General features: G+C 67.3%; 9 protein-coding genes. 2 read left to right on the forward strand and 7 right to left on the reverse strand.

Going from position 1 to position 12,726, the window contains the following annotated elements; all coding sequences use genetic code 11:
• Window positions 1–97 precede the first annotated feature (97 nt).
• Window positions 98–1,090, forward strand: a complete 993-nt coding sequence (gene araD1 / locus GGR46_RS11275) for an AraD1 family protein (protein ID WP_183997715.1) — start codon at window positions 98–100, stop codon at window positions 1,088–1,090.
• Entirely contained in the window at window positions 1,090–2,019 is a 930-nt protein-coding gene (locus tag GGR46_RS11280; RefSeq protein ID WP_183997717.1) for a Gfo/Idh/MocA family protein, read from the forward strand. Before araD1 ends, GGR46_RS11280 begins: the two co-directional genes overlap by 1 nt.
• Before the next feature lie 47 nt (window positions 2,020–2,066).
• On the opposite strand, the gene GGR46_RS11285 is transcribed toward GGR46_RS11280, so the two are convergent.
• From GGR46_RS11285 to GGR46_RS11315, 7 genes are all read right to left on the reverse strand, one after another.
• Complete coding sequence (locus GGR46_RS11285) at window positions 2,067–2,864, reverse strand: MetQ/NlpA family ABC transporter substrate-binding protein (protein ID WP_183997719.1); 798 nt, start codon at window positions 2,862–2,864, stop codon at window positions 2,067–2,069.
• 8 nt (window positions 2,865–2,872) lie between these two features.
• The gene (locus GGR46_RS11290; RefSeq protein WP_183997721.1) at window positions 2,873–3,538 is read right to left on the reverse strand and encodes a methionine ABC transporter permease; all 666 of its coding nucleotides are present in this window, start codon (window positions 3,536–3,538) and stop codon (window positions 2,873–2,875) included.
• A complete protein-coding gene (locus tag GGR46_RS11295) occupies window positions 3,535–4,503 on the reverse strand; it encodes a methionine ABC transporter ATP-binding protein (RefSeq protein ID WP_183997723.1) in 969 nt (322 codons plus the stop codon). The genes GGR46_RS11290 and GGR46_RS11295 overlap by 4 nt, the downstream gene beginning before the upstream one ends.
• Before the next feature lie 347 nt (window positions 4,504–4,850).
• Window positions 4,851–7,568: a M16 family metallopeptidase gene (locus GGR46_RS11300; protein ID WP_183997725.1), complete on the reverse strand. Its 2,718-nt coding sequence runs from the start codon at window positions 7,566–7,568 to the stop codon at window positions 4,851–4,853.
• A gap of 68 nt (window positions 7,569–7,636) precedes the next feature.
• Window positions 7,637–11,044, reverse strand: a complete 3,408-nt coding sequence (locus tag GGR46_RS11305; protein WP_183997727.1) for a TonB-dependent receptor — start codon at window positions 11,042–11,044, stop codon at window positions 7,637–7,639.
• Window positions 11,045–11,154: 110 nt separating this feature from the next.
• Window positions 11,155–12,111, reverse strand: coding sequence for a FecR domain-containing protein (locus GGR46_RS11310; protein ID WP_183997729.1), 957 nt, complete (start codon window positions 12,109–12,111; stop codon window positions 11,155–11,157).
• Entirely contained in the window at window positions 12,108–12,566 is a 459-nt protein-coding gene (locus GGR46_RS11315) for an RNA polymerase sigma factor (RefSeq protein WP_183997731.1), read from the reverse strand. Before GGR46_RS11315 ends, GGR46_RS11310 begins: the two co-directional genes overlap by 4 nt.
• Between the last annotated feature and the right edge of the window lie 160 nt (window positions 12,567–12,726).

Genomic DNA, 12,726 nt, shown 5'->3' on the forward strand with positions numbered 1-12,726 from the left:
AGATTGCCTCTGGAGCGCGGCTGGAATATGTCCGACTAATAATCGAGTCAGGCCGGCTCGGTAAAGCCTGCCACTATGGGTTCATCAAGGAGAGGTTATGCGTTTTCGCCTGTTGCAGCATCGTGATTCGGAAGGCGTGCGGTCGGTGATCGCGGCGCGGGATGATCGGGCGACTCTGGTTCCGGGCGTGACGAGCGTGCGCGAGCTGGCGCTCGATGCGATCGCGAAGGGGCAGACGCTGGCCGAGGCAGTGGCAGCACGCGGCGAAGGCGCGGAGGTCGATCTCGCCGCCGAACTCGCCGCCGGTCGCTTGCTGGCGCCGATCGATCACGAGGATTCCGCACATCTGGTGATGACCGGCACCGGCCTCACCCATCTCGGCTCGGCCGAGGGGCGCGACAAGATGCACCGCGAGGCTGCCGCGGCCGAGAAGCAGACCGATTCGATGCGGATGTTCCTCGAAGGCGTCGAGGGCGGCAAGCCTGCCGCGGGCCAGGTCGGCCAGCAGCCGGAATGGTTCTACAAGGGCGACGGCTCACAGCTCGTCGGCCCCGGTGGCCAGCTGACCATGCCGGACTTCGCCCAGGATGGCGGCGAGGAGCCCGAACTGGCCGGCATCTACCTGATCGGCCCGGACGGTACCCCGCACCGGCTCGGCCTGTGCCTCGCCAACGAATTCAGCGACCATGTGACCGAGCGGCACAATTATCTGTGGCTCGCGCACAGCAAGCTGCGCCAGGCCTCGCTCGGCGCCGAGCTGCTGGTCGGGGATGCGCCGACCGACGTGCGCGGTGCCAGCCGCATCCTGCGCGACGGCGCGGTGATCTGGGAGAAGCCGTTCCTGTCGGGCGAGGAGAACATGTCGCACACGCTCGCCAATCTCGAGCATCACCATTTCAAATACGCCAATTTCCGCCGCCCGGGCGACATCCACGTCCATTTCTTCGGCACCGCGACGCTGTCCTTCTCGGACGGCGTCCGCACCGAGCCGGGTGACGTGTTCGAGATCGAGGCCGCACCGTTCACGCTGCCGCTGCGCAACGCGCTGGTCCGTGCCGACGCCGCTGTCGTGGAAGTGAAGGCACTCTGATGACGGCGCCGATTCGTGTTGCGATCGTGGGCATGGGCAAGATCGCCCATGACCAGCATCTTCCGTCGATCGCCGGTGACGACAATTTCACGCTCGCCGCCACGGTGAGCTCGCGCGGGGAAGGGGTGGGCGATCTGCCCCATTACCGCACGCTCGCCGAGCTGCTCGCCAGCGATACCCCGGTCGATGCCGTGGCGCTCTGCACGCCGCCCCAGGTCCGCTACGACCTGGCATCCGCGGCGATCGCGGCGGGCAAGCACGTCTTCCTCGAAAAGCCGCCCGGCGCCACGCTCGCCGAAGTCGCGCTGCTCGAGGCGCAGGCGGTGGAGGCGGGGGTGACGCTCTTCGCCAGCTGGCATTCGCGCTATGCCGCCGGCGTCGCCCCGGCCCGGGCCTGGCTCGCCGGCCGCAAGATCCTGAGCGCCGCGATCGTGTGGCGTGAGGACGTGCGCGTCTGGCATCCCGGCCAGGACTGGATCTGGGCGCCGGGCGGGCTCGGCGTGTTCGATCCGGGCATCAATGCGCTGTCGATCGCGACGGCGATCCTGCCGCCCTTCTTCCTGGTCGACGGCACGCTCTCGCTGCCCGCCAATCGCGAGGCGCCGATCGCGGCCGACCTGAAGTTCCGTGACGCGGCCGGTGTGCCGGTGACGATGGACCTGGACTGGCGCCAGACCGGCCCGCAGAGCTGGGACATCAGCGTCGAGACCGATGCGGGCACGCTCAAGCTCGAAAAGGGCGGGGCTGTCCTCACCCTGCCGGGCGCCGCGCCACAAGTGGCCGAGGATCGCGAGTATCCGGGCCTCTATGCCCGCTTCGCCGAGCTGGTTCGCGCCGGCACGCGCGATGTCGACACCGCGCCGCTGCGCCTGGTCGCCGATGCCTTTCTGCGGGCGCACCGCAAGGCGGTGGAGCCGTTCGTCGAATAACCTGAAATGCGAAGGGCGCGGTCATCGCCGCGCCCTTCTTACGGTGCTCAGAAGGCCGGGAGCACCGCGCCGTCATATTTGCGCGCGATGAAGGCCTTCACCTCGGGGCTGCGCAGCGCCGCCACCAGCTTCTGCACGCGCGGATCGCTCTTCGCGCTCTCCAGGCCCACCACGAAGTTCACATAGGGGCTGTCCTTGTCCTCGATCGCCAGCGCGTCGCGGGTCGGGTTCAGCTTGGCATCGAGCGCGTAGTTGGTGTTGATCATCGCCAGGTCGACCTGGTCGATCACGCGCGGCAGCGTCGCCGCCTCGATCTCGCGGAACTTCAGGTTCTTGCGGTTCTCGACGATGTCCTTGGGCGTGGCGGTGATGCTCTTGGGATCGAGCAGGGTGATCAGCCCGGCCTTGGCGAGCAGCTGCAGCGCACGGCCGCCATTGCTCGGCTCGTTGGGGATGGCCACCGTCGCGCCGTCGGGCAGCTCGGCGAGCGACTTCCACTTGCGCGAATAGGCGCCGAACGGCTCGACGTGCACGCCGGCGATGGCCACCAGATGGCTGCCCTTGGCGCGGTTGTACTCGTCCAGATACGGCTTGGTCTCGAAATAGCTGACCGGGATCCGCCCTTCCTCGACCTGGACGTTGGGCTGGACATAGTCGTTGAACACCCGGACATCGAGCTTCAGGCCCTGCTTGGCCAGTACGGGCTTCACGAACTCCAGGATCTCGGCATGCGGCACGGCAGTAGCCGCGACGACCAGCGTATTGGGATCGTCGGTCTTTGCCGTCTTGCCGCAGCTGGCAAGCGCGAAGGCGGCGAGGGCTGTGAGGAGCAGGCGGCGTTGCATGTTCATTCCTATCGGCGCGTGAAGTGGCGGACGAGGCGGTCGCCCGCCATCTGGAGAAACTGGACGAGGACGAGCAGCAGCACGACGGTGACCAGCATCACATCGGTCTGGAAACGCTGATAGCCGAAGCGGATGGCAAGGTCGCCCAGCCCGCCCGCACCGACCGCACCCGCCATCGCTGTGAACGAGACGAGCGCGATGGCGGTGACCGTGGCCGCTGCGATGATCCCGGGCAGCGCCTCGGGCAGCAGCGCGCGGAACACCAGGTCGCGCGTGGTGGCGCCCATCGCCTGCACCGCCTCGATCGTGTTGCGGTCGACTTCGCGCAGCGCGCTTTCGACCAGCCGGGCGAAGAAGGGTGCGGCGCCGACTACCAGCGGCGGGATCGCGCCGGCCACGCCAAGCGAGGTGCCGACCAGCAGCACGGTCAGCGGGATCATCACGATCAGCAGGATGATGAACGGCACCGAGCGCAGCAGGTTGACCGCCAGCGCCAGTACCCCGCTCACCGCGCGGTTCTGCCACACCTGGCCCGGGCTGGTGAGGAACAGCAGCACGCCGAGCGGCAGGCCGAGCAGGATGGTCAGCAACAGCGAGCCGCCGAGCATGGTCAGCGTGTCGAGGCTGGCCTGGGCGATCTCGCTCCAGTCGACATTGGCGAACCAGTCGCTCATTCGGAAACCTCCCCATGCTGGCGGAGCGCGGCGAGCGCGGCCGCGGTGTCGCCGCCGGTCAGGCCCAGGGTCAGCTGGCCGAAGCTAGCATCCTTGAACCGTCCGATCCGCCCGTCGAGGATCGCGAAGTCGGTACCGGTCTCGCGGGCGATGCGGGTCAGCACGGGCTGCAGGATCGCGTCGCCGCGCAGGGTGAGCCGGATGATCGGTCCGTCGAACGCGATCGGCGCGGCATGGTCGCTGCCTTCGTCGAGCATCGCTCGGGTTTCCGCCGCCTTGGGATCGAGGAAGACCTGCGCGACGCTGCCCGTCTCCACCACGCGCCCGGCATGGAGCACGGCGACGCGGTCGCAGACTTGGCGGACGACTTCCATCTCGTGGGTGATCAGCACGATGGTCAGGCCCAGTTCGCGGTTGAGATCGGCGATCAGCGTCAGGATGCTGCGGGTCGTCTCCGGATCGAGCGCGCTGGTCGCCTCGTCGCAGAGCAGGATATCCGGACCCGTAGCGAGCGCGCGGGCGATGCCGACGCGCTGCTTCTGGCCGCCCGAAAGCTGGGCGGGATATTTGCCGCCATGATCGATCAGCCCGACCCGGGCGAGCAGTTCGGGCACGCGTTCGGCGATCCGCGCCTTGTCGGCGCCGGCGATCCGCAGCGGCAGCGCGACATTGTCGAACACGGTGCGCGAACTCAGCAGCCCGAAATTCTGGAAGATCATCCCCACCCGCCGGCGCAGCGTCCGCAGGCCCTCGCCCGACAGGCTGCTCACGTTGGTGCCGTCGATCGAGACCGTGCCGGTGCTGGGGCGCTCGAGCCCGTTGAGCAGCCGCACCAGTGTCGACTTGCCCGCGCCCGAGCGGCCGATGATGCCGAACACCTCGCCGCGCGCGACTTCCAGATCGACGCCCCCCAGGGCAGCATGGCCGCTGGCAAAGGCCTTGTGGACATTCTCGAGCCGGATCATGCGTCGCACCCCCGTGCCGCACAGGGCGGTTGGAAGCAGGCAGGATGCTCGGCGAGCGGGGCGGGATCGATCATGGCATTCCGGTAGGGGAGTCGGGGCAGGAGGGCAAACCGCCGGGATAGCGGCCCCCCGCCCGAACGCGCGAGAGATGAGCTTTAGCGTCCCATAGCCGAAGTTGTTTTCTAAAACATACCTTTTTGATAGGAATTGTGCGTGTGCTGACGGACCGGTTGCCGCTCTCCCGGTTTCGTCACCCCCCGAGCAAGGAGTATCCCCTCCCCCCGGCTCAGGTTCTCGGCCGCGCTCCATCCCGGGAGCGCGGCCATTTTTTCAGGCTATGCAGCTGCTCAGCGCAGCTTGCGGCCCTCCGCGTCCCAGATCTCGACCGTGCCGAGCTTGAGCGCGCGGACCTTCGCCTCGATCTTCGAAAGATCGCCGACGATCACCCAGGTCATCGCATCCGGATGGAGCAGCTGGGCGCTGGCGGTGATCGCGTCGGTGCGCAGCGCGGCGTACTTCGCCGGCATGGTGGTGATCCAGTCGTACGGACGGCCGAAGCGGTTCACATATTGGAGATAGCCGACCATCGCGTTGTTCGTCTCGAACCGGCCGGGCAGGGACAGCACCTCGCCCTTGCTCAGCAGGTCGAGCTCCGCCTGGGTCGCCGGCTTGTCGCCGTGGATGCCGCGGATTTCCTTGTCGATCTCGCCCAGCGCCTCGGCGGTCTTGTCGGTCTGGACGCTGGTCGCCACGCCGAACGCCTGCGGTCCGCGTGCCTCGGCGACATAGGAATTGGCGCCATAGGTCCAGCCCTTGGCCTCGCGCAGGTTCATGTTGAGCCGTGCGGTGAAGTTGCCGCCGAGCACGTCGTTCATCGCGCCGATCTCGAAATAGCGCGGATCGCTGCCGTCGGGCAGGATCTCGCCGACGCGGATCACCGACTGGATCGCGCCCGGCTTGTCGACCAGCACGATGCGCGGCGCGGTCGCCGCCGGGACGGCATCGATCGCCTTGCTGCCCTTGGCGCGGGCCGGCGCCTTCCAGCTGCCGAAACCCTTCTCCAGCGCGGCGGTGAGCGTGGCGATGTCGGTGTTGCCCGCCGCATAGATCACCGCGTTGTCGGGCCGGATCCAGCTGTCGTGGAAGGCGACCAGGTCCTCGCGGGTGATCGACTTGAGCGTCTCCGCGCGACCGGCGAGCGCCGCGCCATAGGCATGGTCCGGACCATAGAGCAGGTTGGTGAAGGTGCGCTGGGCGATCTGGTCGGAATCGACCAGCGACTGCGACAGGCCCGAGAGATGCTGCTGGCGATCGCGTTCCAAGTCGGCGGGCCGGAAGGCGGGGTTGCGGATGTAATCGGCCCAGAGCGCCACCGTCTCGGGCAGCGACTTGGCCATGGCCGATGCCATGAAGTCGGTCGTGTCGACGTCGCTGGTCGAATAGATGCGCGCGCCCAGCAGCGCCTGGCGCTCGGCGAGCTGCTGGCCGGTGAGCGTCACCGTGCCTTCGTCCATCAGCCCGAGCGTGAAGCCGCCCACGCCGCGCTTCATGTGCTGCTCGGCGGCCTGGCCGGCATCGAATACCATCGTCATGTCGATGGTGGGCGTGCCCGGCCGCTCGGCGAGGATGACGCGGATGCCGTTGGAGAGCCTGGCTTCCTGCACCGCCGGCAGCTTGAGCGCGGGCGACGGCCCGAGCGGCGGCAGCTTGGTGCGGTCGGCGCCGTCCGCGATCGCCTTGGGGTTGCCGAAGGGCAGCACGGTGAGCTTGTAGTTCGGCTTGCCCAGCCAGGCGCTCGCGGTGGTGCGCACTTCGGCGGCGGTCAGCGCCTGGAAGTGCTTGTCGTCCACCGCGTACTGGCCGGGATTGTCGGCGAACATCGCGCCGCTGGAGAGCGCCATCGCCTTGACGTAGATCGATTCCATCGCACGGGCATTGTCGGCCGAGCCGCTCGCCTTGACGCGGGCGAGTTCGGTGGGCGCCGGGCCCTTGGCGAGGAACTCCGCCAGCACCTGCTTCACCACCGCCTCGGCCTCGGTGCGGTCGACGCCGGGCTTCAGGCGGACGTCGATCGAGAAGATGCCCGCGGCTGCATAGCCGGCGTAGCTGGCCGAGGCATAGGTGGCGAGCTGCTTCTCCTGCACCAGCGCCTGGTAGAGCCGCGAGGTCTTGCCGCGGCCGAGCGCCTGGGCCGCGAGCTGCAGCGCCTGCGCCTCGGGCGCACGGTTGCCGGGGACCGCCCAGTTCCACGCGATGGCGAGCTGCGGCACGGTGTCCTGCATCACTTCGCTCTTGTCGCGATCGAGCGTGGGGACCCAGGCGGTGGTGCGGCTGACCGGCTCGCCGGCCGGGACGCTGCCGAAATACTTTTCCATCAGCGTCTTGGCCTGATCGAGCGTGACGTCGCCCGAGAGCGTGACCACGGCGTTGGTCGCGCCGTAATATTGGGCGAACCAACCCTTCACGTCGTCGAGCGACGCGGCGTTCAGGTCCTCCATCGAGCCGATGGTCGGGTGGTGATAAGGGTGGCCGATCGGGAACAGCGCCGCCGCCTCGCGCTGGTCCATCAGCGCATAGGGCGTGTTCTCGCGGGTGCGCTTCTCGTTCTGGACGACCTTGCGCTGCTCATCGAGCTTGGCCTGGGTGATCGCGCCGGCGAGATAGCCCATGCGGTCCGATTCCAGCCACAGCACGCGCTCGAGCCCGCCGGTGGGGACGATCTCGTAATAATAGGTCTGGTCGAGCGAGGTGGCGCCGTTGACGCCCGAGACGCCGATCTCCTGGAGCGGCGGCATGTATTCCTTGTCGTGATGCTCGGAGCCGTTGAACATCAGGTGCTCGAACAGATGCGCGAAGCCCGACTTGCCGGTGGGCTCGTTCATCGAGCCGACGTGATACCAGACCGCGACCGCCACCTTGGGCGTGTTGTGGTCCTCGTGCACCACGACGCGCAGGCCGTTGGGAAGCGTGAACTGCTTGTACGGAACGAGCTCCTGCGCGCTGGCGGGCAGCGCGGCGGCGATGGCGAAGCTCGCCGCGGCAAGGAGCAACCTGGTGGCCTTCATGGGGATATCCTCGAACAGAAAAGAGCCGGCTCCCCGCGCACGAGGGAGCCGGCAGGAGCGTGCAGTCGTCAGAAGATCGCGGCGGCGCCGATCTTGAACTTGCGGCCGCCCAGATAGGTGGCGCGGGTATAGATGCCCTGGATCAGCTGCTGGACGTCGGGCTTCTCGGTGCCCTTGAGCAGGTCCGAACCCTCGACATAGACCCGGTATTTCCGGCCCTTGTCGATGTAGTACTCGCCGCGCAGGTCGAGCGTCTGGACGTCCTGATTGTAGACCGAGAGGCCGCGCGGGTAGAAATTGTCCAGCGTCTTCGACTGGAAGCTATAGGCCAGCGTGCCGTCGAAGCCGTACTTCTGGTAGGTCAGCGCGACGGTGCCCGAATGCTTGGGCTGCTGGTTGAACGGCAGGCCCGAGAATTCGTAGATGCTGCTCTGGTTCGCCGGGGCATAGGCCCAGCTGTACTGCTGCCAGCGGCTGCTCTTGGTGTAGGTATAGTTGGCGATGATGCCGAGGCCGCTCAGCGCGCCCGGCAGGAAATCGAACTGCCGCTCGAACCGGCCTTCCACGCCCCAGATGGTGGCGGGATGCGGGCTGTTGATCGGCGATCCGCCGTTGATGAAGTAATTCTCCGGATGCGCCGGATCGAAATAGGGCAGGCCCTGGAAATAGGGGCTGTTGGGCAGCGTCAGGTTGGCCAGGTTGGCCGGGCCATTGGTCTGGTTGGCCTGGAGCAGATTGTTGATCCGCTTGTAGAAGCCGCCGATCTTGATGATGCCGATCTTGTGGTAATATTCGGCGCTCAGGTCGAAATTGTGCGTCGTCGCCTGCTTCAGGTTCGGGTTGCCCGAATTGATCTGCAGGATCGGCTGCACGCCGTTCGGGCCCGGGATCGGGATGTTGATGAAGCTGATCCGGGTCTCGCGCGACAGGTTGGTGATCTGCGGACGGGCGACCGAGAGGAAATAGCCGCCGCGGAAGATCAGGTTGTCGTTCTGGCGAAAGTTGAACAGCACGCGCGGCAGGAAGTCCTCGGACTTGGCCGTCTCGGTCACCAGCCGGGTGAACTGGTTCTGGAAGACCAGATCGCTGCCGAAGCCGCCGCCATTCGCCGGCAGGATCGGGCCGATATAGGTCGGGAAGCTCAGGTTCGAGGCGGTCAGGTCGGTGCGGTTGTAGCGCACGCCGCCGATGATCTCGAGCTTGCCGAACTGCAGGCGGCTCTGGACATAGGCCGCGTAATTGTCCTCGCGGGTACCCTGCTTGTCCTGGCCGACGGCGAGCGGAAGCACGGACAGGCCCACCTGCGGATACTTGCCCAGATTGTCGAGGAAGCGGATCAGCGTGCTTTCGCTCATCGCCGTGAAGTTGGCGCCGGTGACGCCCACCCGGCTGAGATCGGTGGGCGTGAAGGGCAGGCCCAGCGCGGCGATCGACGCGTTGCCGGAGAACTGGGTGCGCGCAAGGTTGCTCTTGAACTCGGCCCGCTCGAAGCGCCCGCCGATCTGGACGTACTTCAGGAAGCCCCAGTCCATGTCCCAGCGCAGGCTGGCCTCGCCGGTGTAGCGGTTGTTGCTGCCAGTGGTGGTGTCGATGCCGCCGGTGCCGTTCTGGATGGTGTAGCGCGAGGCATCGTTGATCAGCGCCCAGCCGGCGGTGCTGAGGAGCGGGATCGGGATCGCATCGCCGCTGCGCCGAGCGAAGGGCGTGACGATATAGCCGAGCGTGGCATCGGTCGCGCCGGGCTGGAAATAGGCGGCGGTGGCATCGATGCCCGCCACCCGCAGGTCCAGCGTGGTGTTGCGGCCGTGCTTCTCGCCGCCATGGGCATAGCCCGCGAGATAGGTGAAGGTCAGCTTGCCCGCGGTGCTCTTGCCCGAGAAGCTGTAGGTGTCGGTTGTCGTCTTCCCGTCCGGATCATAGCTGTACGCCTGCTCGCGGGCGAGGGCGGCATTGCCCGGCGTCAGGTCGAGATGCAGCGCCGAGACCGCCTGGCCGCCCGGAACGTCCGAATATTTGCTCGAGGCGGTGAAGATGTCGGTCATCGAATAATAGGTGCGATTGACCTCGGCATGCTGGAAATCGAACTTCCAGTTGGTGTGGTCGGCGATGTTCCACTCGGCCGATACCGTTGCCGCCAGGGTCGACTGCTTCACATGGTTGAAGCTCGTCTCCAGCTGGGTGACATAGGCGCCGTCATCGCCCGGCACGAACGGGAAGGTGGCATGCGGATTCACCGCGTCCGGCGCGGTCAGCGTCGGCGTGCCGTTGGCGGCGTTGGGCAGGAACGCGCCGAACTTGGTCACCGTGTTGTACGATACGTTGCGCACCGAGTTGCGGCGGAACTGGACCGAGGCGCTCAGGCCGAAATTGTCCTGCGCGCCGAAGCGTCCGGCGACGGTGCCGGAGACCAGCACGTCCTTGCTGAAGTCCTTTCCGCTCAGCCCGCCTTCGATCTGGAAGCTGGCATAGCGATGCGGCCGGTTGAGCGGCGACAGCGTCTCGATCTCGATCAGGCCGCCGGTGCCGGCGCTGTCCTGGCTGGGCAGCAGGCTCTTGCTGATCGTGATCTTGCCGACCGAGTCCGCGAGCAGGTTGCTGAGGTCGGCCGAGCGGCCGGTGCCGTTGCCCACCGGCAGCTGCAGGCCGTTGAGCTTGACGTTGTTCATGTCCGGATCGAGGCCGCGGACGATCACGTTGGTGCCGTCGCCGGTCACGCTGTCGCGCTGGAACGAGACGCCGGCGGTGCGGCGCAGCGCATCCGAAAAGGTGGTGCCGGTGAAGTTGCCGAGATCGTCGGCGGAGACGACTTCGGTGTTGTTCTCGGCCGCGCGCTGCAGGTTCAGCGCGTTGGCGCGAGCACTGCGGGTGCCGTAGACGACGATCGGAACACCCTCTTCAGCGCCCTCGTTCAAGGCGAGGTCGAGGGTCGATGCGTTTCCCGACCCGACCACCACCGGCTGCGAGCGCGTCTCGAAGCCAAGGAACGAGATTTCCACGGTGTACTGGCCGGGCGCGATGCTGGGAAAGTTGAAGTCGCCGTTCTTGTCGGCGGTGGTCGTCTGGTCTGTCTCGACGATGCGGACCAGGGCCCCGGCCAGGGCACGGCCGCCCTGGTCGCGGGTCAGGTGCCCGGAGATCGATCCCTTGTCGCCGCTGGTGCGGCTCTGCGGGGCGGGGGCCACGACGATGTAGGATCCGCCCTGGGTGACGTTGAGCGACAGCCCCGAGCCCTGGAGCAGTGCGAGAAAGGCGTCGCGCGCGGTGAACTCGCCGTGCAACGTCGGCGCGGTGCGGCTGCGGAGTGCCGGGCCGTCGAAGATGATGTTGGTCGAGGTCCGCGTGGCGACCGAGCGGAGCGCCGCTTCGAGCGGCTGGGCCGGCATGTCGAAGCTGTAGCGCGTCTGCGCCTGGGCGACCGGGACAACGAAGGCGCAGCTGCTGACTGCGAGCATGGCTAGCGTGAGTTTGGACGGCATTGCTTTCCCCCCGGGAGCGCGACCCCTTCGCTTGCTCCCTCATGGGTCTAGACGATGCTGCGTTGCGAAACCGACATGGCAAAGAAACAAAAATGTCACTGCGCGCGAAATCAGCGCACGATGTGCATAGTCTGCCCATTCTGCTCGATGCGCAGGCCGTGGAGCGCGGCGACAGCGCGGGCGAATTCGCCGGTGTCGTTGGTGGCAAAGACGCCGGACACGCGCAGCCCGGCCAGACGCGGATCGTCGACGATCAGGCGTGGGCCGCCATAGCGGTTCATTTCGGTCACGGCGTCGCCCAGCGGCGTGTCCGCGAACATCGCCTGGCCGCGGCGCCAGGCGGTGGCGGCATCGGCCGCCTGCGCGTCGATCCGCGCGGGCCCGTCGACCGGCGCGCGCAGCCGGTCGCCGGGGGTGAGATAGGTCGGCGCCGGCTTGGCGGCGGCGGGCCGGATGTCGGTCACCGCAACCTTGCCCTGGAGCAAAGTCACCACGACTTCGCCGCGCTCGTTGCGCACCACGAAGCTGGTGCCGACCGCGCGGATCTGCTTGTCGCCGGCGCGCACGATGAAGGGGCGGGCGCTGTTGTGCGCCACTTCGAACATCGCTTCGCCGCGGTCGAGCTCGACCAGCCGCTGGGCGGCGTTGTAGCGGACCTCGACGCTGCTGTCCGTATTGAGCGCAATGCGGCTGCCGTCCTCGAGCGTTGCGACCTTCTGCTCGCCTATGGTGGTGGAATAGGCGGAAGGCTGGGACAGCCAGAAGAAGGTACCGATCCCGATCGCCAGGACCAGCGAGGCGGCGAGCGCCAGTTGGTGAACGGGCAGGCGCCGCCACGCGGGCCGCAAGGGCAGGGGTCTCGGCGCCGGGCGTTCCTCGATCAGCGCCGCAGCGCCGGGCAGGTCGGCCCAGATGTCGGTGGCGCGTTCGAACGCCCTCTGGTTGACGGGATCGGCGCGCAGCCAGTCCTTGAAGGCCGCTTCGCGCTCCGCAGTGCGCGCATCGCCTTGCAGGCGTGCGAGCCAGGCGGCTGCTTCGGCCGAGGCGCGGGAGCTGGACTGGCTCACCACCCGTCCATCCATTGCATCAGCTGGAGCGTCGCACGCGCCACCTGCTTCTCCACCGCCGCCACACTCATCCCCTCGTCCGCCGCGATTTCGGCGTAGCTGCTTCCCTCGAGACGCCGCCGCAGCAATATGCGACGGGTTCGTTCCGGCAGTGTTTCCAGACCGGCCTTGGCGTGCTCGAGACGCCTTTGCTGCTCCATGATCTGTGCCGGGTTCGGTGTCGAGTCGGCGATGTTGGCAAGATCGCTGACGTCGGCGAAGGGCGCGCGCGCGTCGCGGCGGCGGCGATCGATCGAGAGATTGACCGCAGCCGTCACCAGCAGCGCCTCGCGCGAGCGGGCGGTCTGGTCGCGCTCGTAGCGCTCGATCCGAAGAAACGCCTCCTGCACCAGCTCGTCTGCATCCTGTTCGGCGATGCCGCGCCGCACGACCGCGCGCTTTGCCTTGGCGAGCATGTTCGCAAGGTCCCGCACGGCCTTCTCCGCTAGCTAGACGTGCGGGAGGCGGAAACCCGACAGGAAGATCGGGCCAGATTGGGAGAATCCATCATTTTGTAATGTGTGGACCGGCGCAGCGCCGATGCCAAGTAGGGAACGCGAGCAGCGGCCGGCCACC

It is taken from the genome of Sphingomonas kyeonggiensis (genome assembly GCF_014196745.1).
Taxonomy (GTDB): domain Bacteria; phylum Pseudomonadota; class Alphaproteobacteria; order Sphingomonadales; family Sphingomonadaceae; genus Sphingomonas; species Sphingomonas kyeonggiensis.